This is a genomic window from Polyangium sp. 15x6 (assembly GCF_029960785.1).
Lineage (GTDB): Bacteria > Myxococcota_A > Polyangia > Polyangiales > Polyangiaceae > Polyangium.
Window position 1 is genome coordinate 1 of record NZ_JASBQE010000129.1, and the last position, 23,909, is coordinate 23,909.

Annotated in this window: 18 protein-coding genes and 1 pseudogene; 12 read left to right on the forward strand and 7 right to left on the reverse strand. The window is 68.4% G+C overall.

The window, feature by feature from the left end; genetic code table 11:
• Positions 1-285, forward strand: a 285-nt coding sequence (locus QHF83_RS47260; RefSeq protein WP_282424730.1) for an MYXO-CTERM sorting domain-containing protein, incomplete at its 5' end; no start/stop codon positions are given.
• Positions 286-314: 29 nt separating this feature from the next.
• On the opposite strand, the gene QHF83_RS47265 is transcribed toward QHF83_RS47260, so the two are convergent.
• Positions 315-2,078 carry an IgGFc-binding protein gene (locus tag QHF83_RS47265; protein WP_282424731.1) on the reverse strand — a complete coding sequence of 588 codons (1,764 nt, stop codon included), beginning with the start codon at positions 2,076-2,078 and terminating at the stop codon, positions 315-317.
• A gap of 140 nt (positions 2,079-2,218) precedes the next feature.
• Between QHF83_RS47265 and QHF83_RS47270 the strand changes: the two genes are divergently transcribed.
• On the forward strand, positions 2,219-3,265 hold the full coding sequence (locus QHF83_RS47270; RefSeq protein ID WP_282424732.1) for a hypothetical protein: 1,047 nt from the start codon (positions 2,219-2,221) through the stop codon (positions 3,263-3,265).
• 439 nt (positions 3,266-3,704) lie between these two features.
• Positions 3,705-4,409, forward strand: coding sequence for a hypothetical protein (locus QHF83_RS47275; RefSeq protein ID WP_282424733.1), 705 nt, complete (start codon positions 3,705-3,707; stop codon positions 4,407-4,409).
• Positions 4,410-4,426: 17 nt separating this feature from the next.
• Here the strand turns inward: QHF83_RS47275 and QHF83_RS47280 are convergent, their stop codons facing one another.
• Positions 4,427-4,963: a hypothetical protein gene (locus QHF83_RS47280; protein WP_282424734.1), complete on the reverse strand. Its 537-nt coding sequence runs from the start codon at positions 4,961-4,963 to the stop codon at positions 4,427-4,429.
• Positions 4,964-5,308: 345 nt separating this feature from the next.
• Between QHF83_RS47280 and QHF83_RS47285 the strand changes: the two genes are divergently transcribed.
• From QHF83_RS47285 to QHF83_RS47295, 3 genes are all read left to right on the forward strand, one after another.
• Positions 5,309-6,523 (forward strand): HEAT repeat domain-containing protein, encoded by a 1,215-nt coding sequence (locus QHF83_RS47285; protein WP_282424735.1) that lies wholly within the window; start codon positions 5,309-5,311, stop codon positions 6,521-6,523.
• A 189-nt stretch (positions 6,524-6,712) separates the two neighbouring features.
• Complete coding sequence (locus QHF83_RS47290; RefSeq protein ID WP_282424736.1) at positions 6,713-9,241, forward strand: S8 family serine peptidase; 2,529 nt, start codon at positions 6,713-6,715, stop codon at positions 9,239-9,241.
• Entirely contained in the window at positions 9,228-9,614 is a 387-nt protein-coding gene (locus QHF83_RS47295; RefSeq protein WP_282424737.1) for a hypothetical protein, read from the forward strand. Before QHF83_RS47290 ends, QHF83_RS47295 begins: the two co-directional genes overlap by 14 nt.
• Positions 9,615-9,692: 78 nt before the next feature.
• On the opposite strand, the gene QHF83_RS47300 is transcribed toward QHF83_RS47295, so the two are convergent.
• Complete coding sequence (locus tag QHF83_RS47300) at positions 9,693-10,727, reverse strand: hypothetical protein (RefSeq protein ID WP_282424738.1); 1,035 nt, start codon at positions 10,725-10,727, stop codon at positions 9,693-9,695.
• 304 nt (positions 10,728-11,031) lie between these two features.
• On the opposite strand from QHF83_RS47300, the gene QHF83_RS47305 reads away from it, so the two are divergent.
• From QHF83_RS47305 to QHF83_RS47325, 5 genes and pseudogenes are all read left to right on the forward strand, one after another.
• The gene (locus tag QHF83_RS47305; protein ID WP_282424739.1) at positions 11,032-16,482 is read left to right on the forward strand and encodes an AAA family ATPase; all 5,451 of its coding nucleotides are present in this window, start codon (positions 11,032-11,034) and stop codon (positions 16,480-16,482) included.
• Positions 16,483-16,604: 122 nt separating this feature from the next.
• Positions 16,605-17,037, forward strand: a pseudogene (locus tag QHF83_RS47310) (XisH family protein).
• A complete protein-coding gene (locus QHF83_RS47315) occupies positions 17,007-17,342 on the forward strand; it encodes a XisI protein (RefSeq protein WP_282424741.1) in 336 nt (111 codons plus the stop codon). The pseudogene QHF83_RS47310 and the gene QHF83_RS47315 overlap by 31 nt, the downstream one beginning before the upstream one ends.
• A gap of 90 nt (positions 17,343-17,432) precedes the next feature.
• Complete coding sequence (locus tag QHF83_RS47320) at positions 17,433-17,942, forward strand: hypothetical protein (RefSeq protein ID WP_282424742.1); 510 nt, start codon at positions 17,433-17,435, stop codon at positions 17,940-17,942.
• A gap of 424 nt (positions 17,943-18,366) precedes the next feature.
• Entirely contained in the window at positions 18,367-19,491 is a 1,125-nt protein-coding gene (locus tag QHF83_RS47325; RefSeq protein ID WP_348980531.1) for an IS1 family transposase, read from the forward strand.
• A 150-nt stretch (positions 19,492-19,641) separates the two neighbouring features.
• Here the strand turns inward: QHF83_RS47325 and QHF83_RS47330 are convergent, their stop codons facing one another.
• The 4 genes from QHF83_RS47330 to QHF83_RS47345 are packed head-to-tail and all read right to left on the reverse strand — an operon-like array spanning position 19,642 to position 21,362.
• Positions 19,642-20,163, reverse strand: a complete 522-nt coding sequence (locus tag QHF83_RS47330) for a hypothetical protein (RefSeq protein ID WP_282424743.1) — start codon at positions 20,161-20,163, stop codon at positions 19,642-19,644.
• 37 nt (positions 20,164-20,200) lie between these two features.
• A complete protein-coding gene (locus QHF83_RS47335) occupies positions 20,201-20,797 on the reverse strand; it encodes a sigma-70 family RNA polymerase sigma factor (RefSeq protein ID WP_282424744.1) in 597 nt (198 codons plus the stop codon).
• Complete coding sequence (locus QHF83_RS47340; RefSeq protein WP_282424745.1) at positions 20,794-21,057, reverse strand: hypothetical protein; 264 nt, start codon at positions 21,055-21,057, stop codon at positions 20,794-20,796. Before QHF83_RS47340 ends, QHF83_RS47335 begins: the two co-directional genes overlap by 4 nt.
• Positions 21,054-21,362, reverse strand: a complete 309-nt coding sequence (locus QHF83_RS47345; RefSeq protein ID WP_282424746.1) for a hypothetical protein — start codon at positions 21,360-21,362, stop codon at positions 21,054-21,056. The genes QHF83_RS47340 and QHF83_RS47345 overlap by 4 nt, the downstream gene beginning before the upstream one ends.
• 1,312 nt (positions 21,363-22,674) lie before the next feature.
• Between QHF83_RS47345 and QHF83_RS47350 the strand changes: the two genes are divergently transcribed.
• Positions 22,675-23,724 carry a transposase gene (locus tag QHF83_RS47350; protein WP_282424747.1) on the forward strand — a complete coding sequence of 350 codons (1,050 nt, stop codon included), beginning with the start codon at positions 22,675-22,677 and terminating at the stop codon, positions 23,722-23,724.
• The last annotated feature ends 185 nt before the right edge of the window (positions 23,725-23,909 follow it).

The following is a 23,909-nucleotide window of genomic DNA, read 5'->3' on the forward strand; positions in this document are numbered from 1 at the left end:
AGCGGCGGCGCAGGCGGCAGCGGTGGCGCAGGCGGCAGCGGTGGCGCAGGCGGCAGCGGCGGCGCAGGCGGCAGCGGTGGCGCAGGCGGCAGCGGTGGCGCAGGCGGCAGCGGCGGTGCAGGCGGCAGCGGTGGTTCGCCTTCGACGCCGGGCCCCACCGAAGAGGGCGGCTGCACGTGCTCGGCTGCAGGTGATTCCACCTCCACGGGCATGGAAGCATTCGCCCTTCCCATGGCCGGAATCCTCCTCGCCCTCGCGCGAGGCCGTCGCCGCATGCGACGCTGACGAACGGGCCCCGCGACCGGGCGGCACTCTCACTTCGGAACCGGCGGCACCACCACCTCATTGATCTGCTGCACGCTCGCGCCGGCCGGATACGCATAACTCACATACGTCGACACGAACGCTTGCGTCGCGCTCGTCCCCCAGCCCCAGACCGTCAGCCCGAACGGCGCCTCGCTGTGGATCTCCCGCCGCCCGTTGTCGCAGTTCCCCTGCTTCTCGAAATTGTGCCGCACCAGATCGAAGCGCGTATACTCGTAGTCACCGGAGAGCCCGAGCGGCTGGAATCCCCCGATCGCTCCCGCGCAATCGAGGATCACATCCTTGAACTTCCCGTCGCTCGCCTTCGTGCGCACGAGGACCAGGTTCGTCTCGGGGTACGTCGGATCCGCGAAGAACACGTACCTCGAGAGATATTGCTGCGCAGGAATCACGTTCACGAACTCCGGATCGCCGATGCTCTCGAAATCACCCCCGCCCGTCATGTACCCGGCGAGGTAAAACGGGTGGTCGGCATCCTGGCTCCGCACCACGAACGGCCCCGGTGATCGGAACGAGGCGATCTCCCCCGAGTTCAGCATGAGAGGAGCGCCCACCGGCGGGGCCGGCTCGTACGTCAGCGTCGTCCCGTCGACGGCGCCGACGAGCCTCCAGGGCGGGCTCTCCTCCTTCCCTTCGACCCTGTTCCGGTAGCGCACGGCGACGTATTCGCTCCCGAGCGCGCGCACGGGCGGGATCTGCTGGTGCGCGCCGTCGCAGCAGCAGGCGTCGATGTTGATGCATCCCGAGCTCCCGATGACCCCCACCGGCTTCGTCGAGAGAATGGCGCTCCCCGTGAGCTCCGCCTGTTGCTCGAACGTCAGGGCCTGCCCCTTCATCATCGAATACGTCATCGGTACGCCCATCGGCGTCCCCGGCACCGGTTGACCGTCGAGCCTGCCTTCGGCCATGGCCACCGTGGGGCTGATCGTCACGTCGGTCCCGTCCTCGGCCGCGATGATCGTGAGCCGCGGGGGCTGCGAATTGTTGCCGAACGGCCAGGGCGCCACGGCCACGTAGTTCTTGTCCCACGCCGACGTCGGGACGAGCAGCGTCGCGCTCGTGATCGCGCTCGAGCCGCCGCCGTACGGATCGATATCGTACGCCACGACGGGCGCGGAGGTCGTGATGTGGACCGCGCCGGTGGGCGCGCTCGTGGGCGCCGGGAGACCGGCCGGGCAGCCAAAGCCGCCGAGGAAGATGATCGCCACCTCGTTCGGCGGCAGCTCGCCGTTCGGGAGCGGCGCATAGGTGATCGCCTGGCCGTTGCCGGTCGGAATGCGTGCGTAGGTCGAGAGATCGATCGAGGAGCCGTCGGCCTCGACGGCGAGGGTCACGGGCGAGCTCCACGTATTCACGACGTACAGGGCGAAGCACCAGTTCACGGTCGTCTGCGCGTAATACTCGCAGCCCACGGTGCTCTTCGCGAGCGTCGCGGCCTCGCACGCGGGGACGCACGAGAGATCGGGGGCGCAGGCTTGATCGTCGGGGCACGTCTTCTGGACGACGCCGTTGCAATCGACGACCGAGTGGAGATCGGCCGAGCATTGGCTCCCGCACGTGCCGCCGCCGCCGCTGCCGACCGTGAATTCGACGCCGCCCGCTCCCCCCTGGCCCCCCGCGGCGTTGCTGCTGCTCGCCGAGGCGCCGCCCTCGGCGCCTCCCGGCTCGGGACGATCGGCGACGGCGGAGCAGGCGGCGACCGCCGCGCAAGAGAGCGAGAGTGTGCTGAGGATAGCGATGACGCGTGTATTCACGGGGGCACCTCGTGCAGGTATTCGCCCGCCTGAGCGGGAAATCTATCCTACACCAGTTCTGAAACGCCACGCGAGATGTGTACATCGGCGCCACGCGAGGCTAAGCTCTCCCGCCCTCGGGACCGCCGGGGCGCGACGCCATGCATCTCCTTGGACCTCTCCTCTTCACGCTTTTCGCCATCGTGGCCGTCGTCCTGGCCGTCATCTTCCGGAGCAGGCACCACGCCGCACGCGAGGCGGTGGTCGGCGAGCTCGCGCGGCGCGGCATTCGCCATTACGCGCTCGGCGGCGACGGGAGGCTCGTTCCCGGTGCCCCGAATGCGCTCGACGCTCCGACGTTCGGCATCCTGCTCGAGCGCAGCGACGGCATGCGCGTCTCGCTCTCGCCGAGCGCCAACCAGGGCGCGGCCACGTTGCCCGGCTTCGGACCGCTCCATCCGCAGTTGACGCTCGTCGAGTTCGACCTCCCCCTGCCCGATCAGATGATCTGCGCGCACGATCGCGCGCAGGCGGTGTTCGGCCCGTTTCCTCCGCCCGCGCAGCGAACCGGTCACCCTCACTTCGATCAGCGCTTCGGCATTTTCGTTCGACCCGCCGAGGGGCATGGCTATCGCCCGACGCCCTCCGATCCCGCGCCCTGGGCGCGCTCGCCCTCGGCAGGCGCGCTGTTCGCCGATTTCTATACGCTCGGCTTCGTCGCGCTGCACGTGCACGGCGGGCGTGGCCGCATGCTCTTCGCGCCCCAGCCAGTCGACGGGCTGGTCGCGGCGCTCGACACGGGGGCCGCGCTCGCGCGACCGCACGAGCCGCGCGCGCCGATGCGACCGCCCACGCGCCTCGCGACGACCAACGCGCTCGTCGTCTTCATCTGTGTGTCCGGCTTCGTCCCGATGACGTTCGGGATACCGCTCCTCCCGCACATCACCGAGACAGGCCTCGCGGTGGCCGGATACGAGGTGGCGTGCCCGCGCGGCGGCACGTTCGACAAGGGGTATCGCAATCACTCCGACACGTGCAAGCTGCCGAATAACACCACGTATCGCGCCGAGAGCGGCGCCTACATCGGATGGCAATACGCGCTGTGGTCACCGTTCGTGATCGGCATCGTCGCCGCCGCCACGGCCGCGTTTTACAAGACGCGTCGTGACGCCGCGCGCGATGTACAGAGAAGCCTGATGCAGAGGTGAGCAGCTCGCTGTCCTGGCGCCGCCGCGCCGGGGCTCTGCCCCGGACCCCGCGGGGGCTGTCCGCCCCTCGACCCGGACCAGCGCAAGCGCTGGACTCGGGGTGGAAGAACTGCGCGATGCGCAGTTCTTCCAACGGACCGGTTGGACCGCGTTGCCCGTCGAAAGGGCAGCGTGGCTGTCTTGATGGGCAGGGTCGTAGCTGGTCTTGCCTCGGCCTGTTCGATGAACTGCGCGGAGCGCAGTTCATCGACCAAAGGTCCAGCGCTTGCGCTGGTCCGGGTCCAGGGGCGGATAGCCCCGGTGGGGCCTGGGGCAACGCCCCAGCGCGGCGGCCCCAACGAGGAGCGGGATCCCAAGCGGACCACGTGAAGTGCTAGTAGCAGGAGGGAGGGTTGCGGGCGTGCGCACGTGCGCGGAGCCGCGCTTCAAGGAGGGCTTCATGTCGCATCGAGGAAGATTCTGTGCAGTGGCGGTGATCGCGGTCGCGGTCGCGGGGTTCCTGGCAGCCGGATGCGAGGCGGAAACACGCACGTACGACAACGCCGGCGGGGCGGGAGGAGCCGGCGGCGCCGGAGGCGAGCCGGCGGGGACCGGCGGCGCGCCTGCCGGTCCCGGTGGCATGGGTGGCACGGGCGGCACGGGCGGCACGGGTGGCGGGGGAGGCAATTGCGCGGAGCCGCTCGAAGCGACGATCTATACGATCGCCAACCCCGAGTGCGGCGCGCTGCCCCTGGGAACCGAGGCCGACGCGGTCCCCTTCGTCCTGTTCGGCGGCAAAGCCACGTACACGGGCGGCGTGATCCTGCCGGGCCAGTACGAGCTGGTGAAAGTGGAGGTTTCGTACGCCGAGGCCCCGTCGAAGACGCTGCGCGTTCTCGTGTTCGACGACGCAGGCCACGCGACGACGAACCTGAAGGACTTCGACATCCCCGCCCTCGACGGCGCGGACCTGCAAATCTGGGGGCAGGGGACGTACGTGACGAACGGCTCCACGCTCACCAGCACGTTCTCTGCCTGCGCGAGCTCGCATCAGCCGACGATGTCGACGACCTCGTTCACCGCATATACCGAAGGTTGTGACGACTTCCTCGCCCTGGGCAACGCCGACCACCGCCAGACGTTGAAACGACGTCGCGCCCCCTGACGGCGCGGCCGACGTCCTCAGGGCGCCACGCCGATCGCATATCCGAGGTTCACCGTCCAGAACCCCTCGTGCGGCTGCGACGTGAAGCGCAGATCGTATTCGATCCGTGTCCCTATCGTGAGCATGTCCGGCGGCTCCACGGGGACGCCATTCACCTTTTTCTTGTCCGTGAACCCGATGACCAGCCCGGCCTCCGCGGCAGGCGAGAACATGCCGAACGAGACATCCCCATCCGCGCTGCCGAGTTGCAAGAAGTTCACCCCGCCGAGAACATAAAAACCGACGGGCTCGGGGCGATGGATGTGGAGGGCGCCGAGGAAGAGCGACGCGTCTCCCGCGCCCTCCGTCACCTTGCCGCGGAGCGCGACGTCCATGATCACGGGATCGTGGCGGCCGCCGACGGCGGCTTCGAGGCCAACGGAGCCACCTTGCCGGCCCTTCGCGAGTGTCGTCGAGGTGGTGAACCCGCCTTCGGCCCGCAGCCATCCGCTACAAGCAGGCGTGAACAGGAGGAGCGCCATGAGGGCCGAGAAACGAGAAAAACACTGGTTCATTGAGGCAGCGTACACCCATTTCGGGGTCCTCCTGGGGGCGTCGCATCGGGGCGCTGCCCCGGGCCCCGCGGGGGGCGCGTCACGTTGCTGACGTCGTCCGGGATCGACGCGGTGGCGTAGGCGGCGCTCGTGCACCTCGCGTCAGAGCGGAAAAACGGCGTGACGCTGATCGGGGACGGGACGAACCTGGCGGAGCCCCCCTCGCGGAGCAGCTTCACGTCTTGAGTCAATGGGACCGGCCGTGTAGCCTCGGCTCGTCGGAGCGCGGATGGGCCCATGGCGAACCACGTCGAGCTCCCTCGTTTCCCCTCACCTCGTCGACATGGAGACTGAATTGGAGATGGCATGTCCTGGTTCGCGGATCTGAGCCCGTACGAGAATCCAGAAGGGGACGCGGAGGACGACAAGGGCGGGCCAGCGTCGCCCCTCCTCAACATCGGCTGGCTCGAGCCGGGGCATCCGTTTCCCGTAGGGTCCGTGCCCACCGCATTCTTCGTGCGGCTCGCGGTCCTCGTGACGCGTGCCCGAACGGTGCTCTCGCGCCGCAATCATACCTGCGCGTTCGCTCATAAAAAGCCGATCATCGGAAACGGCGAGATCCGCGTGGTCGGAGAGGACGGAGCGAGGTTCGCGGCGCCGGTGATGATTCATCACTACGTCGCAGAGCACGGCTACCGGCCGCCGGACGTCTTCATCGCCGCGGTCCTGCGGACGTCGGGCCTCTCCTGGGAACGGGCGTACGAGGAGGACCTCTGCGCGAGCTGCGGCTTCGCCTTGCAAATCAAGAAGAAACACAAGGTCTATCGCGAGGACGAGACGGGCATCGAATCCTTCGTCCAGGGCTTCTGCAGCGGCTGCGGCGTTTCCTATCAACGCCGCGCGCCGCTGCCGGGCGGCGAGCGCGTGGCGGTCCAGCGCGCGCTGGAGCAGCTCCGGGCCCCCGACCCCGACATGCGCATCGAGGCCGCGACCGATCTGTCCTATCTCCGGGGCCAGGATTCCATTCCGCAGCTCGTCGCGCTGCTGCGTGACGTGCACCCCGGGGTGCGGCGCGCAGCCACGATGGCGCTCGTGAAGCTGAAAGCGGAGGAGGCGATTCCGCCGCTCATCGAGAACCTCGAGCGTCCGAATGAAATCCCGGTCGACGCGGCGACGAGGTTGCTCGCCGGTCTGGGCGCAGGCGCCGTCCTCCGCGCCCTCGCAGCTCCCCTCCGAAATACGGATACGGCCGTGCGCAGCGCCGCCGTCGAGGTGCTGGAGCGAATCGGAGGCGAGGGGATCGAGGCATTGCTGATGGAGCGTCTCGACGACCCGGAGTCCTCGATCCGCCGGCAAGCCCTCCGGGCCCTGTCAGCTCGCGTCGAGCGAGGGGAGCGCCGGCTCCTCAGCGAGCACCACGACGGCGCAGAGTCATTCATCGACCCCCGCGCGCCGCTCGACGACGCGTGGCTAGGCCAGACCGCGTCACGAATGCAAGTCCCCATCGAGGAGGTGCGCGGCCGCGTCGAGGCGCTCGCCTCGCGATTCGGGATTCCGCTCCGGTGGCGGGATCGCGGCTGAGCCGGGAGCCGAAGCAGAGGCGGCGGGGGGCCGCGCATCGCGCGCTCGATTGTCACGAGGCCGCGACAGTGACATGGCGACGTGACAGCGAGTGACACGGCCGCGTGACAATGCGGGCCGCGATCTCGCGTACGGCAGGCGCATCACGATTGGCAAGCCCGTTGCTCTGCGTGTTTGAAGGAGGCCAACATGCACTGGCACTTTCTTCGTTCATCACGTGGGCAATCCCGTTCGACCCCGACCTTTTGCAGCATCCTCGCGCTCGGCGTCCTGACGCTCGGCGCAGCCGGATGCGAGCAGAGCGACACCGAAGAGGCGTTGCTCGAGTCCGCCGCGGCGGAGGCGCAGGCTCCGGTGGTCGCGAAGGCCGCGGAGGGGGCGCCGCAAGAGCGGATGGAGCTCGTCTTCCAGTCGCGCGTCGAGGAGACGGCCGACAAGAAGGTCGTGAGGACCGACGTGGTCGGCGAGCTCGACGAGGACCAGCGGGATCGCGTCGCGCGGCCCTATCGGTTCGTCGACGAGCCCTCCCTGTATGCCGAGGAGGCGTGGTCGAGGGGCGGCAAGGACGGCGTGACCGAGCGCGGCTATCGGGTCTGGCGGCACGCCAATACGACGCCTTTGAAAGCCCAGGAGGTGAAGTCGAGCCCCCCGAAGATCAACGACAACGTCGCGCAGTTCGTCGCCAGCCCGGAGGCGAAGGCCGGGGGGACGCTCCGGCTCGCTCTCAAGCTCCAGAACTTTCCGGAATGGAACGTCCCCTTGGCGCCGCGCGCCGAGGACATGGCCCCCGCCGACGTCGAGGCGCAGGCGAGCCGGCGCTCCCGCGCGATCGCGGAGCGCGAGGCGCTGTTCGACAGGATGGCCGCGGGCATCGTCGCGGACGTGGCGGCGCGCGGCGGGCGCGTCGTCGCGCGTCACAAAAAATCCGGGTGGTTGAGCGTCGAGGTTCCCTTCGCGATGTTCGAGTCCCTTTCGAGGAACACCGCCCTCGCGCGCATCGACGGACCGTACGGCAAGACCGGCGGGCCGGAGTGGAGCCTCGGCGGGAGCCGGGACGCGCAGTATCTGGACGTCGACAGGTTCCATGCGGCCGGATATGACGGCGACGAGCCGAACGCGGCGAGGCACTCGTACGGGAACATCGTCATCGGAATGAACGAGAATGGGGGCTACGAGAGCGGCGCGTGCGCCTTCAAGGAGGGCGCAGGCTGCACGGGCACGAGCCGGATCGCCGCGACCTACCGATGCGACGACGCGGACGCGGACGGGAACGTCTGCGAGCCGGGGACGGTGGAGACGAACTACTGCGATTCCGAGGGCTGCACGGATAGCCACGGCACCATGACGACCTCGATCGCCATCGCCGATTACATGGACGGGCAGGGCAATGGAAAGGCCCTCGGCGACACCTGGGTATCGAACACCTGCACGTCGAGCGCGAATTGCGGCGGCCAGCCGTGCGAGTCCGGCCTCTGCGCCCACAGCGCCGCCTGGGAGACCGCGCGCACGGGCATGGCCCCCGAGGCCAAGGCGGTCCTGTTCGGCATCGCCCAGGCCGGGTCGGCGAAAGACGACAGCTTCACCGACATGTTCGACGACTCCATCGACCTCAACCTCGACATCTCGAGCAACTCCTGGAGCTGGGGCACCGCGAACTGCGACATCGAGTCGAGCTCGCCCACGGAGGACGAGATCGAGAACGCCTACGACGACGGGGTCCTGGTCGTGTTCTCGGCGGGCAACCAGAACGGCGACGACGCGACCTCCTGCACGATGAACGACCCCGGGGACACCCCGAAGGCGCTCGCCGTCAATGCATTCTATGGAAACACCACCGATTGCCTGAGTCAGCCGTCCACGCGTTGCCTCCTGGACAGGGACCACTGCGGCGAGGACGACTTGGGCAACCCCATTGGCTGCGCCGCGCGCGGCGGCGGGGACGTCGTCGTGGCGGGGCGCGGCCTGCAAACCGACGCCGTGTCCATCGTGGACCTCGTCGCGCCCAACGGCGTCGCCCATGTCACGTCGCAAGTCACCACCAGCAGCGATGGGACCGTGGGCTCCGGACGGGCCTACGGCACGAGCGCCGCGGCGCCGCACGTGTCGGGTATGGCGGCGGTCGTGAAGGACTGGTACCTGAACAATGGCCAGAGCTGGGTGAACTCGCCGGGTCGCCTGCACACGATCATGCTCGCCATGGGCGATCGGCATTTCAGCGCCGATCCCTCGAGCGCCACGACATGGACCGACCAGATCGCGGCCACGCCCGACAAGTGGTACGGGGTCGGTCGTGCGCGCCTGCGCCTGCTCGAAGGCACGGACCTCGGCCCGTGGGCCAACCATTTCGCCACGTACACGTTCACGTCGCAGCAGACCGTGACGTATTACCCCTTCGGTACGTCCCCGATGCCGGCCGGAATCGAGCTCGTGAAGTGCGTCGCGATGCAGGCGGAGGACATGTCGGGCAAGAGCGACATCAGCGAGATCAAGCTGTCCGTGCGCGTCCGGCCGAACGCAGGGTCGACCTGCACGGGCACCGCGACGGCGACGCGGATCAGCGACAACTTCGACACGAAGAAGGTCGCCGCGCTCGAGGGCTTCACCTACACCAATCGCTGCGTCGAGGTGGAGATCGAGGCCGAAAACGTGACGACCCAGGGCGTGACCGTGCATGCGATGTGTTACTACGCGGGGGTGAACGACGATGCGTCGCCGTGATTCGACGTGGGTCTCCGGGGCGCGCGTGTTCTCCGCAGGGCTCCTCGCGCTCGTCTCCGGGTGCGCAGAGGCGCGCAGCGCGCCCCATGACGAGCCGGGCTGCACGGTCGCCCGCGTGGGCGAAGACGTGGTGACCGTCCAGGATGCCGACGTCCTCCGCGCCGTCATTCAGCCGCCCCTCACGCGCGGCGAGGCCAAGCGCCTGGCCGTCTCCGCGACGGCGGCCTATCGTCAGGAGCACCCGTCGGGAGCCCTGGCGGCGATGGACGAGCGATTGATCGCATATCGCCAGGCCATCCGCGCGAAGACGAACGTCGGCGCGCTGCCCGTCCAGCCCGGTGCGTGCTGGGACAGCCCCTCCACCCGCGACTGAGCATCGGTCTTTCCTTGGGGTCGCCGCGCTGGGGCAGCGCCCTGGCGCGGCGGCCCCGAGAAGAGACCACTGCTCAGGTCAGTACGTCGTCCAGGGCACTCTCGAATCGAAGTTGGGATCCGTCGTATCGTAGTGCTCCGCGTGGCTGCCCAGCGATGCGTTCGGAGATAGGTATCGGGCCGTCGTCGCTCCGCCGCTGGCGTTGGAGCGCCCGCGATCCTCGAGGCCGTGATAAAAGCTCGCCTGGCTGTTCTCGGCTCGATTTTGCGCCCGCGTCTGCTTATGGCCGTAGCTGTTCCAGCGGTCGACGGCATCCGGGTTGTGGCCCATCACGGTGTTCGAGTGCCCGGTGACGATGAGGGGCGCCTGGGTGTGCGTCGGCGTGTAGGTATAGAAGCGCCGGCTGGGGGAAAACAGCCAGTCTGCCTGCTGCCGGGTCGTATCGACCGGGCTCACCGCCGCGCCGAGGAACAGCGGTCGCACGCTCATGGCCGTGTGGGCCGGGTTGATGAACCCCGAGGCCTCCCGCCTCGACCAGGTCCCCCCGGTCCGTGACGGAGCAGCGGAGATCTGGGGGTTGTTCCGATCGAAGCTCAGCATCATGGTGTCGGAGTAATTCCTCCCCGGCCCCGGAAACAGCTCGCCAGCGGCGCGAAGTGTTGCGATGATCTTCAGGGCGTATGAGCGGCCGGCCGTACCGTAGCCGAGGACGAAATTAACGAAATCGAGGCCGGTGAACGCGGCGGTGGTGCCGAAATGCGTCTGGGCCCGCGCGTTCCACGTCACCATGTTCGTGCTGAGGGTGGAGGTCGACGCGCGCTGCACGACCGTGGCCGGGTGCGGTAGCTTCGCCGCGTGCGGGCCGATGGCCACCTTGGGCTGCACGATGGTGGCCGGGTGCGGCGGCTTCGCCGCGTGCGGGCCGATGGCCATTTGGGGCTGCGCGACGGTGGCCGGGTGCGGCGGTTTCGCCGCGTGCGGGCCGATGGCCAATTTGGGCTGCGCGACGGTGGCCGGGTGCGGCGGCTTCGCCGCGTGCGGGCCGATGGCCATTTGGGGCTGCGTGACCGTGGCCGGGTGCGGCGGCTTCGCCGCGTGCGGGCCGATGGCCATTTTGGGCTGCGCGACCGTGGCCGGGTGCGGCGGCCTCGCGGGAGGCTGGTTGCGGTCGAATGGCATGAAGGGATGCGTCCTCGCTTCCGAGTCGCCACGCTATCACCCGGGGCAGTCGTCGAACCAATTCCATGCGACCGCCGGGCAGGGATTCCGAAGCCGGAACCTGCAGCATGGTCGAGCCCGATCCCCACGCGCCACGGCCGGGCCTGCTTCCGTCCCTGCTTCCGGGCGAGCACGACGATGCTCGCCTCCGCGCTTGCCCCGTGCGTGCGCTCCCGATCGCGGTACATAGAAGAACGAAGTGGAGGCTCTCACCGAATATACGATCCTCGACACCGTTCGCGTGAGTGACCGGTTCATCCTCCAGCGCGCTGCGAACGGGGATGGGAATCGGACGGTCCTCCTCAAGTACCCCGCGGGAAAGCATCCTTCTCCCGAGACCATCCGCCAGCTCGAGCATGAGCGGACCGTCGCCCGCGACCTCGATTCGGGCCTCGTCCTCCACCCGATCACGCTCGCGCGGTGGGCCGATCGCACGGTCCTGGTCTTCGAGGACTTCCGCGGCGTCCCCCTGAGCCACCTCCTCGGCGCGCCCATGGAGGTCGGCCGCTTCCTCCGGATCGCCGAAAAGACCGCGCAGGCGCTCGCCGGGCTGCACGATCACCACGTCATCCACAAGGACATCCGGCCGGACAACATCATCGTCGACGTCGAGACGGCCGAGGTCAGGCTCACCGAGCTCGGCATCGCCTCGCTCCTGCCGCGCGAGTACCAGGGGGCCGATCAGGTCAGCTCCATCGAGGGATCCCTCCCGTACATGTCGCCCGAGCAGACCGGGCGGATGAACCGCGCCATCGACCACCGGACCGATCTCTACTCCCTCGGAATCACCTTCCACGAAATGCTGACGGGCGACCTGCCTTTTCGCGCCTCCGATCCGCTCGAGTGGGTCCATTGCCACATCGCCGGATCGCCGCCGCCCCCGCACGAGCTCGTGCCTCGGATACCCCGGCCGGTCTCGGCCATCGTGCAAAAGCTCCTCTCCAAGGTCGCGGAGGACCGTTATCAGACCGCCCGCGGGCTCGCCCACGACCTCGCGGTCTGCCTCGCGCGATGGAACGAGACCGGCGCCGTCCCGCCCTTCTCGCTCGGCCGCGAGGACGTCTCGGAGCAATTTCACCTCCCGCAGAAGCTTTATGGCCGTGACCGCGAGATCCGGACGCTCCTCGCTCGCTTCGAGCGGGTCGTCGCGTCCGGCGAGCCCGAGCTCGTGCTCGTCTCCGGATATTCGGGCATCGGCAAGAGCTCGCTGGTCCACGAGCTCGACATGCCCGTCGCCACGTCACGCGGGAGCTTCCTCGCTGGCAAGTTCGAGGAGACCCAGCGCGACGTCCCTTATGCCACCGTCGTCCGGGCCTTCGTCCAGCTCATCCGACGGGTCCTCACGGAGAGCGAGGAAAAGATCGCCTCCTGGCGCGAGCGGCTCCGCGAAGCCCTCGGGTCGAGCGCCCAGATCATCGTCGACCTGATCCCGGAGCTCGCGCTCATCATCGGCGAGCAGCCGGCCGTCGCGGCCCTGTCCCTCACCGAGGAGAGGAGCCGCTTCTACATGGTCTTTCGCCGCTTCCTCTCGACCTTCACGGCCGAGGGGCGGCCCCTGCTCCTCTTCCTCGACGACCTGCAATGGGCCGACGCCGGCAGCCTCGCGTTGATCCAGGAGATCATCACCCACCCCGACACGAAGCACCTGCTCCTGATCGGCGCTTATCGCGAAAACGAGGTCACGCCGGCGCACCCGCTGTCCCTCGTGATCTCGGCGATCCGCGCGGCCCGCGCGCGGGTTTCCGACATCGTCCTCGGCCCGCTCACCTCCGAGGACGTGCACCGGATCGTCGCCGACGCGCTCCGGTGCGACGTCGCGCGGGCGCGCCCGCTCGGGGCCCTCGTGGAGGCGAAGACCGGCAACAACCCCTTCTTCGTCCTGCAGTTCCTCGCCGCGCTCCACGAGCGCGGGCTCCTCTCCTTCGATCGGGAGGCGCGCGCGTGGACCTGGGATCTCGGCTCCATCCGGGCCGCGCCGTTCACCGACAACGTGGTCGACCTCATGGCCGCCAAGGTCGATCGGCTCAGCCCCGAGACCCGCGCCACCATGGTCCAGGCCGCTTGCCTGGGCTGCGAGGTGGATATGGGCACGCTCGCCGCCGCGACCCGAAGGGCCGTGAGCGACCTCGACAGCGTCCTCTGGGGCGCGCTCCATGCCGGCCTCATGAGCCGCGTGGGCGACACGTATCGCTTCCTCCACGATCGGGTGCGGGAGGCTGCTTATCGCCTGATCCCGGAGGACCAGCGCATCGCGACGCACCTCGCGATCGGCCGCACCCTGCTCGACGCGACGCGGCCCGAGGACGTCGAGGCGCGGGTATTCGAGATCGTCAATCAATACAACCTCGGCAGCGCCTTCCTCTCCGATCCGAAGGAGCGCGAGCGCCTCGCCCGCCTCGACCTCCTCGCGGGCCGGCGGGCCCGGACCTCGACCGCGTACGCGTCCGCCACGGGCTACCTCACCACCGGTGTGCGGATGCTCGGCCCCGATCCCTTTGGGACGCAGCGCGCGCTGGCCTACGATCTCCATTTCGAGCTCGCCACCTGCGCGTACCTCCGCGGCGACCTCACCGGCGCGGCCGAAGCGCTCTCGGCGCTCGCGCCCCGCGCCGCGAGCAGGCTCGAAGAGGCGGCGATCCGGCGCCTCGAGGTCGACCTCTACACGAGCATGGACGCCCTCGACGAGGCCGTCGCCCGCGGCCTACGCGGCCTCGCGCTCTTCGGGATCGTCATCCCGGCGCACCCCACGCGCGCGGAGGTGGAGCGCGAGCGTGAGCGCGTCTTCTACCTGCTCGGCGACCGGCCCATCGAGGACCTCATCGATCTCCCGGAGATGACCGATCCCGAGATCGCCGCGGCGCAGGACATCCTCGCCGTCCTCTTCGCGCCGGCCCTGAACACCGACCCCAACCTGTCGCTCCTGGTCTATTGCTCGATGGTCAACCAGAGCTTGCTCCACGGCAACTCCGACGCCTCGGCGCTAGCGTATGCCTACTTCGGCATGAGCCTCGGCCCGGAGTTCGGGCGATATCGGGAGGGGTATCGGTTCGGCAAGCTCGGCTACGACCTCATGGAGAGGCGGCGGAGCACGGCGTACAAGGCCAAGATCAGCTCGATCTTCGGCGACAACACGCTCTTCTGGACGCACCCCCTGAAGGACAGCCTCCCTTACCTGGACACCGCTTTCCGCGCCGCGCTCGAGACCGGCGACGTGACGTTCGCCTGTTATTGCTGCAACCGCATCGTCATCGACCGGCTCCTCCTCGGCCACCCGCTCGATCAGGTCTTCGAGGAGGCGGAGCGCCGCCTTTCGTTCACCCGGCAGGCGCGGTTCGACGCCTCGACGCAGGTCATCCTCGACGTGCAGCACCTCGTCGACACCCTGCGCGGGCGCGCGACGCCGGACGAGGCCGCCCGCGACGCCGTCATGGATCAGTATCCCTGGGCGGTCGTCACGTGCTGGCACTACATCATGCAGCTCATCACGCGCGTCTTCGGCGGCGATTTCCGCGGCGCCGTCGCCGCCGCCGCGCGCGCCCGGGCGCTGCTCTGGTCGACGGTGGCCCACGTCCAGGAGCCCGAGTTCTGGTTCTACGGCGCGCTCGCGCTCGCCGGCCACCACGACGAAGCGGATGCCGCCGAGCGCCCGGTGATCCTCACCGACCTCCGCGAGCACGAGCGCAAGCTCCGCGCGTGGGCCGAGACCTGCCCCGAGAACTTCGGCCACAAGCACGCGCTCTGCGTGGCCGAGCTGGCCCGCGTCGAGGGTCGCCCGCTCGACGCCATGCGCGCGTACGACGACGCGGCGCGCGCCGCCCGACGCCACGGCTACATCCAGAACGAGGCCCTCGCCAACGAGCTCGCGGGTCGCTTCCACCTGAGCCGCGGCTCCGAGACGAGCGGGGGCGCGTACCTGCGCGAGGCCAGGAACGGGTATGCCGAGTGGGGCGCCCACGCCAAGGTCGCGGAGCTCGAGCGCCGTCATCCGGGCGTGTTCGACGGCGGCCCGGCGCCGCTCGCCGCCGCCATCGTGGCCCGGCCCGAGCAGCTCGATCTCATGGCCGTCCTCCGGACCTCGCAGGCCATTTCCACGGAGATCGACCTCACGCGCCTCCTCGAGACCTTGATGCGCGCGCTGGTGCAGCGGGCGGGCGCGCAGCGCGGGCTGCTCCTCCTCGTCCGCGACGACGAGCTCCGCATCGAGGCCGAGGCGTCCTCCGGCCCGGCGGGGGTCGTCGTGAGCGTCGCCGCCCGGAGCCCGACGGCGTCGGCCGTCCCCGCGTCGATCGTCAACTACGTGCGCCGGAGCCGCGAGGCGGTGATCCTCCACGACGCCGCGCAGCCGGGCCTCTTCTCGCGTGATCCCTACCTCGAATCCCACCGCCCGAGGGCGCTGCTCTGCCTGCCCATCGTGCAGCAGGCCCACGTCATCGGCGTGCTCTACCTGGAGAACGACCTCGTCCCCGGCGCCTTCACGCGGGAGCGGCTCATGGTCGTCGAGCTCCTGGCCTCGCAGGCCGCGATCTCCCTGCAGAACGCCATCCTGTACGCCGCGCTCCATCGAAGCGAGGCGCAGCTCCGCGCCATCGTCGACAACACCACGGCGCTCATCTACGTGAAGGACCTCGAGGGCCGGCACCTGCTCGTCAACCGGCAGCTCGCGGAGGTGCTCGGTCGCGACGACGCCGTCGGCCGGACCAACGCGGAGCTCTTCCCCGCGGACGTCGCCGAGACCCTGAACGACAACGATCGGAAGGTCCTCGCATCGATGGCGCCGCTGGAGGTGGAGGAGAGAATGCCCCTCGCGGACGGCCTGCACACCCATCTCTCCGTGAAGGTGCCTCTGCGCGACGCCACGGGGGCCGCGTACGGCGTGTGCGGGATCTCCACGGACATCACCCAGCGGGCCGAGGCGGAGAAGGAGCGCGAGCGCCTGCTCCACGAGGCCCAGGAGGCGCTCCGCATCCGCGACGAGTTCCTCAACATCGCCTCGCACGAGCTGAACACGCCGCTCACCCCGCTCCGCCTGCAGGTGCAGCTCCTGCGCCGGCGCCTCGGGGATCCCACGCTCGCCGCGAACCCGAGGCTCCAGGGCTTGCCCCGGCTGCTGGACATCGCGGACCACAGCGTCGAGCGGCTCGAGAAGCTCGTCGGCGAGCTGCTCGACGTCGTCCGCATCGGCGCCGGCAAGCTGTCGCTGGCGCTCGAGGACGTGGATCTCACCACGCTGGCGCGCGAGGCCGCCGACGGCCTCCAGCACGAGGTCACGGCCGCGGGCTCGACGGTCGACCTCGTCATCGGCGAGCCCGTCGTCGGCCGGTGGGATCGGTTCCGCATCGAGCAGGTGTTCGTCAACCTGCTGACGAACGCGCTCAAGTACGGGATGGGCAAGCCCATCACGGTCGGTGTGCGCCGCGTGGGGCCGCGGGCCGAGCTCTGGGTCGAGGACCAGGGCATCGGCATCGCGAAGGACGATCAGGCCCGGATCTTCGAGCGCTTCGAGCGCGCCGTGTCGAGCCGGAGCTTCGGCGGCCTGGGGCTCGGTCTGCACATCGCCCGCCAGATCGTGGAGGCCCACGGCGGCACGATCCGCGTGCACAGCGAGCCCGGCCATGGGGCGACGTTCACGGTCGAGTTGCCGTGCGCGTAGATGGGCCGGGTCGTGGGGCGAGGGGCCTCCCGTTTCCGCCGCTTGCTGGACGGATCGGACGAGGGGGCAGCGATGTGCTGGCGCTTTGGGGTCGCTCCGGATCGTGGTACGGTCCCGGCGAGATGCCGGCCCGCGACCAACTGCACGCGCACGTCCGTACAGCGCTCGTGCGCGACGGCTGGACGATTACGCATGATCCGGCGCCTGCGCTGGCGAAAGAGGGACGTCTACGTCGATCTCGGGGCCGAGCGCTTCATCGCTGCGGAGAAGGGGTCGGTTCGTATCGCCGTCGAGATCAAGAGCTTCACCGGCCCATCGCCCATCGACGCGCTGGAGAAGGCGCTCGGGCAATTCACCCTGTACCACGACATCCTCGAACGCGTGGAGCCCGATCGCGAGCTGTACCTCGCGGTGAGCGACGCGACGTATGGCGACATCTTCGAGGATGCCATGGGCGAGCTCCTGCTCGACAACCGAAGGCTTAGGCTGCTCGTATGCAACACCGAGACGGAGGTCATCGAACGATGGACACCCGAGCCGCCGACCGCGAAGTGATCGAGAAGGTGCTCTCCGAATACGCAGCCATCCCGTATGCCCACGGCAACGTGGACACGGTGACGGTGTTCGATCGGGAGTCCGACCATTACCTGCTCATGATCGTCGGGAGCGAGAATCGGCGCCGCGTGCATGGCTGTCTCGTGCACATCGATCGGATTGGCGACCAGATCTGGATTCAGGCGGACGGGACCGAGCGCGGGATGGCGCCGGCGCTGGTGCGTGCGGGCATCCCGGCCGAGCGAATCATGCTCGCATTCTCGTCGGAGGGCGCGTATCCGTACTCCGACGTCCTTGCTGCGTGAGCGGTGAGGGCGGGGCCAAGACGCCCGCGCCGGACCCGCCGAAACGATCCGCGTGCGCAGCGAGCCCGGCTACGGCGGTATAGGGTTCCCATGAAGCCTCACTCCGCAATCGCCTCGATTCTCCTCGTGCTGGGCGCTTCCGCCTGCGGCGCGCGCGCGGCATCGCCGGGCCCGGCGCCCTCGACGGACGGCGTCGTTGCCCCGGAGGAGCCGGGGGCCGCCGCTCCCCAGACGCCGCCCGCGGAGGAGCCGCCGGCACCTCCGACCGAGGAGGAGAAAGCGGCCGCGAACGCCCCGCCTTGTACACACCGCTCCGTCGTGCTGGTCGAGTCGCTGGTCGTCGAGGTGCAGGACGCGTCGACGGAGAAGCCGCTCTGCGACGCGACGGTGACGTTGACGAGCCCGCAGGGGAAAGAGATCCTCCGGCAACCTCGACGGCCTGGGGACTGCAAGTCCTCCTGGGTCGTCGATTCTGCGGGCAACTACACGTTACGCGCGTCGCACCCTGGCTATACGCCGCGAAGCAAGACGGTGCTCATCGAGCGGAACGACTGCATCTTCCAGGCGCCGGGCTTCAGGCTCTCGCTTTCGCCATTGTAACGGACATCGCCGGCAGGCTCCCCAAACACCCTGCGGCCGCCCCCCGTTCCCTTTGGGGCCTCCCCAAAGACCCCGCCGGCCGCCGGGTACTGGGCAGTTCTGCCCAACCGGCCCGCCCGCCTCCCGGGCATAGCTCTCCCGGCACACCTCCGATCGACGCCCCGCGCCACGGATCGGACACGAATTGACCGACTGAACGCATGCACGGGTTGACCTCGGATCCGGCTGTGAACCCCACGAAGTTGCACCCCGACGAACCGTCCGACCTAGGACATTAGGTGTCCGACCGATAAGACGAAGACGCGCAAAACCACGGCGAATCGTGATACATTCAATCCGTCGAGTGAGCCGGTCGGACGGGTGAGGATGACGCGCGCGGGGCGCGTCGGGATCCCCGGGGGACGGCGCTCGTCGGGGCTTCGCCGTGGGGAACCATCTCTCGCTTGCCGAGCGTGTCGCCGTCGTTTCTCACCTCGTAGAGGGCACGAGCGTGCGCGCCACGTCCAGGCTCACGGGGACGTGCAAGGAAGCGATCCTCTCGCTCCTCGTGCGGATCGGCGAGGGCTGCGACCGGTTGCACAATCAACTCGTCCGCGATCTCGACATTCGTGAGATCCAGTGCGACGAGATTTGGAGCTTCGTTCAGAAGAAGCAAGCCAGGGTGAAGCCGGAGGACCCGGCCGAGTTCGGCGATGCCTACGCCTACCTCGCGCTCGCCCGGACCAAGAAGCTAATCGTGTCCTACCGCGTTGGGAAGCGTGACGAAGCCACGACGAAGGCATTCGTGGCCGATCTCCGCGCGCGCCTCGTGACCATCCCCGAGGTCTCCACGGACGGGTGGCAGTCGTATCCGGTGGCGATCGGGCAGAGCTTCGGCGGCGCGGTCGACCACGCGGTCATTCAGAAGAATTACACGAAGAAGCGTCGCGCGGACGGTCAACGGCATGACCATCGTTATGAGCCGCCGCGTGAGCCATTTATCACGAAGCGGGCCGAGCGCGGAGTGCCAGATCTCGACCGCGCGAGCACGTCCCACGTGGAGCGCGCGAACATGACCGTCCGGATGCACATCCGGCGCTTCACGCGGCTTTGCAACGGGTTCTCCCGCAAGATCGAGAATCACCGCGCGGCGATCTCGCTGCACGTGGCGTTCTACAACTTCGTCCGCGTCCACGAGAGCCTGCGCGTGACGCCGGCCATGGAGGCGGGCATCGCCTCGTCCGTGTGGACGATCGAAGAACTTGTCGAGCGTGCCCTTGCGGCGGCTCCCTGCGAGCCTCCCAAGCCTCGGGAGCTTACTCCGCCGACGCCCGCCCCAGGGGCGAAGCCGAGCGCGGCGAGGGCGCTGCCGAACGGGGGCTGGCTCCGCGTAATTGACGGCGGGAAGACGAAGCAGGGCGAGAAGCCCACGCCGATCATCCCACCGCCCGTACCGATTGCGGCGCCCGTCGTGGCGTCACCCGAGCCCGTCACCGACGAGCACGGACAACTTGACCTATTCGCTTGGAAACCTAGACCGCGTCAATTGACGCTGTGGGATGAGACATGACCGATCGTGGCGCGTTTCTGGACATGGTGCCGCAATCGCCGACGTTGCGTTCCTGTTTGTTGGCCATGTCCAACGGAATGAAGATCCGCGGTGATCACATCATCGATTGCTCGCCGAACGCGGTAGAGCAAGAACGCGGATTGCCGCCCGTCACCCCGTCGCGGCCGGAGCACTTGACGCATCTACTTCGCGCACAGCATTCTGATCCAGCGCGCAATGTTCGATTGGGACTGCGACCAACTCCGGATGGCTGACGGATATCACCAGGTCACCTTCTTCATCATAGAGGCGAACTTGCCAACCAAGGGTGCGGTATCGGCTAGCCACATATCGGACCAGTCTGTGTTGCGCTTTGCGCAGGCGCACCATGGTTTCACCGTGGTCCTTCGCAAGGTGCATTTCGATGTGCCGAATGATGGCGTTAATTGCGTCGTGGTCGTGGTTTGAGAACAGCTTAAACGTTTTGGAGTCGGAAACAACCATGGGGAGTCCGATGGCGGGCGCGCGTGACACGGCCCCTTGACGTGGGGTCGGTGCCCTGCCATGTTCGGCCGCATCCTTGCCGGGATGGCGGGCGAGCATGACGGGGCGCAAGCCGCGCGGCTCGCCCTTTTCTTTCGTGAACTCGACGTGACGAACGGTTGGTGCGTGCCGCCCGTTCGGCACGGTCATGGAATACAGGCTACAGGCTGGGGGTCAAGAGGCGGGTTCAGCGCTGACGCTTCCGTGTCTTCCACGTGGGGCGCGGAGCCTGCTTCGGGGCGGGAGCCGCGCCGAGCTTCCGAAGGGTGGCACGGAGCTTCTTCTCTTGGGCGTGGAAGGTCGCCCGAGGCTGCCCGAGGGCGCGAGCCGCGTCCGCGCCGATGAGCCCTCGGGCGGCCAGCTCCACGACGTGCGCCACGTTCGGGCTCGACGCCATGGCCCGCGCGAGCAGATCCCGCGCCTCGATGCCGGGCGTCGGGTCCGGCGTCACGAGGATCGGGACGTCCCGAAGTGCGGACGCCGGGGCCTCATACAGCGTCGAGGCGCGCCGCGAGAGGTTTTGCGCCCGATACCACGCCGTCTGCTTCATGAAGCCCAGCAGGGACGCCTCGGGCGGCGTGCGCTCCCCGCCGCGCACGCGCCCTTCGGCCAGGGACTCCCACGTCGTGATGATCGTCTCCTGCACGATGTCCGGAGCGTGAGCGCTCGCCACGCCGATCGCGCGGGCATGACGGAGGAGCATCGGGCGCATGGCCTCGATGTCCTCCGCGTCCGCTTCGACGATCGGCGCGCCCCCACCGGGGGAGGCGCGTTGCCGGATCACGGTCCGTCACCCCGGACGAGGACGTCGAGGTCCACGCGAAGCACGCGCGCCACGCGGGACGCGAAAAGCAGGGTGCAATGGATCTCGCCGTGCAGAACGGCGCGCACGTACATTCGCGCAAAGCCGAGCATCTTGGCCGATTCCCGCGCCGTCCGTGCGGCGACGTAGGGCGCGAGGGCCTTCCGAACGCGGGCCGCCTGCTCCGCGGAGAGGATCGCGGGCAGGCTCTCGGGGGCTTGGTCGTGGTCGTGCTCGCTCATGATGCGCCTCCCTTCCGCTTCGGGGGCGCGACCAGCACGAGGGCGGGCGCCTTGCGGGGCGGCGCCTTGCCGGCAAGGGCATCGTCCAGGGAGAGCCCCACGGCTCGCGCGATGCTCCGCGCGAGCGCCATGTTCCCCAGCTCGGTCCCGTCGCAGAACGCGAGGACGAAGGAGCGGCGGAAGCCGAGCTTGTGCGCCACGGCAATCCACGTCCCGTGCTCGCGGTGGAGGTGGCGCAGGAGAGCGCGAAGGTTCGACCTCTGGATCTCGATAAGGTCCGAGCGGCGGAAGTCGGCGGCCATCACGATGCGCCTCCCTTCCGCCCGCACGTCGGGCAGACGTCGGCCACGGGGACGAGCCCCGGGGACAGAAGGGTCTCGACCGTCGTTCCGGCGGCGAGCGCCAGACGGCGAACCATCGAGAGCGACGCCTGGCGAGGGTCAGAAGCGGCCGACGAAAGCGTCGACCACGAGAAGCCGGTCACCTCGGCGAGGCACGACCAGGAGCCGTACGCGGCGCGGAGATTCCGGAGGGTCGCCCGGATGCGGGCGCGCTGTGCTTGGGAGAACCGAGAAAGAACGTACCGACGACGGGGCGGACGTCCGCCGTCTTGCCCCTCGTGCGAGGGACGAACTAGGGTGAGCGTCACGATCGTGACCTCCGGATAAGAGGTTGCGGTCGAGTCGCCCCGGTGGCGTTTGCAGCACCATCGGGGCGGCGCCTTTCTCAAGGCACGCCGACCCTACGCCCCACGTTCGCCCGGCGCTACGCCATTAAACCGAAACTGCCCACCCGATAGCAAAACTGCCCATTACCCGACGGCCGGAGGGGTCTTTGGGGAGGCCCCAAAGCGAGCTCCCCGCGGTCGGGTAGTGTCCTAGCTAGGACAATCGGGCCCGATGTTAGGACACTCGAAGCGGCGATGCTTCATCTAGGGCACCTTGCCACGGTCCTCCTCCTCGTCCCAAACGTCCGGTTCGCGTGTCAGAGTGCCAAGGGGTTGCGGTCGAGGTTGTAGGACAGCGACAGTCGCCTGTGATGGCCCTGTCTTCTCGAAGATCGTCTCCTGTCCGACGTGAAGGATCACGTACCCATGCCCGATGTAGTGGTTGACGGCTTCTTCGAAGTACGGACCCGAACCCCCCAGCATGCGAACAGTTTCGCGGCATCTGACGCATGGGCGCTGAACGTGGGTTGACACGTGGACGATCATGGTTCGGCGCTGTTCTCGGTCGTCTGTCATGATCTCCGTCCGTAACTCTTCGGCGGTGTGTTGTACAGTCGTGAATCGTTGCGCTCATCTCCACACATGAACGCGCGGCGCGGACGGCGATTGTCCGATCGACGCTCGGCACGCTTGACCCCAACAACTCGGCCGAAGCCTCCGCGGGCAAACCTCTCATGGTGGGACATTACGTGTCCCATCCGAACGAATGAATCGTAGGAATCGCGGCGATTCTTGATAGAATGGTCCCATCACTTGACGCCCCGAGAGGTCGCCGCGACGCGACGCCGGGGCGGGATGAGGGGACTATGGGAGCGCCTCTTGCGCCCGAGAAGCGGCTTGCCGTTCTCGCGGCTCTCTGCGACGGGAACAGCATCCGAGCAACGGAGCGGATGACCGACGTCCACCGCGACACGATCATGCGGCTTGGGCTCGCCTGGGGAGAAGGCGCGCAGAACCTCCACAACCGCCTCGCCCGTGCCCTCTCGTGCTCCCTGATCCAGGTGGATGAGGTGTGGAGCTTCGTCCAGAAGAAGCAGGCCCGCGTGACGCCGGAGGATGGGCCCGATGTCGGCGAGGCGTACACGTTCACGGCCTTGGACGCGTCGAGCCGCTTCGTGATCGGGTGGTACGTGGGGAAGCGCAACGAAGAGAGCGCGCGGGCCTTCATGAACGATGTCCGCGCGCGGCTGGTCGTCATGCCCGCGATGACCTCGGACGGGTTCGCGCCCTACGTCAGCGCGATCGGTTCCGCGTTTGGCCCTGGCATCGACTACGCCATGACGGTGAAGAACTACGGCAGCAAGCGGCGCCGCGACGACGACCATCGGTATGAGCCGTCCCGCGACCCGTTCATCACGAAGAAGGCGATCTTCGGCGCGCCAAACCTAGAGGCGGCCAGCACGGCCTACATCGAACGCCAGAACGGGACGATGAGACACCACGTCGGGCGCATGCGCCGTCTCTGCCAGGCGTTCAGCAAGCGCCTTCCGAGCCATCGCGCCGCCGTCGCCCTGGGGTACGTGCACTACAACTTCTGCCACGTCGTGAAGACACTCCGCGTGACGCCTGCGATGCAACTGGGGCTGGCGGACGGTGTGTGGAGCTTGGCGGAACTTGACGCCGCCCTGATGACCTCCGGGCCGTGCGAGGCTCCCGCGAGGCAGCCCCTCGCGCCGCGCGTGCCTGAGACCACGGCGCGCGAGCTTCCGAACGGGCGCGGGTTCTTGCGCGTCGTAAAGGGGGGCAAGGACAAGCCGAGCGAGGCCCCCGCACCGGCCACGACTCAGCCGGGTTGGGTTGCGTCGCCCGTCATGACGCCAGCAGCAGCGGAACCACTGTTCAACGAGAATGGGCAGGGCAATCTGTTCGCGTGGAACCCCCCATCCAGCACTCGACCGCCAGCACAGCTTTTGCTGTTTCCGCGCGAAGATGAGGATTGAACCTCACTTGGCGACCGCCACCCACTGGCTGGCGGTCGCCAGCCTACCGCGTCAGAATTTGCGGGCAAGTACGGTTGGCCTGGTTTGTGCAAAAGGCGCCTGCTGTAGGCAAGCTAGGTCCTTGGCTCCGGATTTTTTCAGCGATTAGCCGTCATGCTACTTGACGGCCTTCCACCATCGTGCCT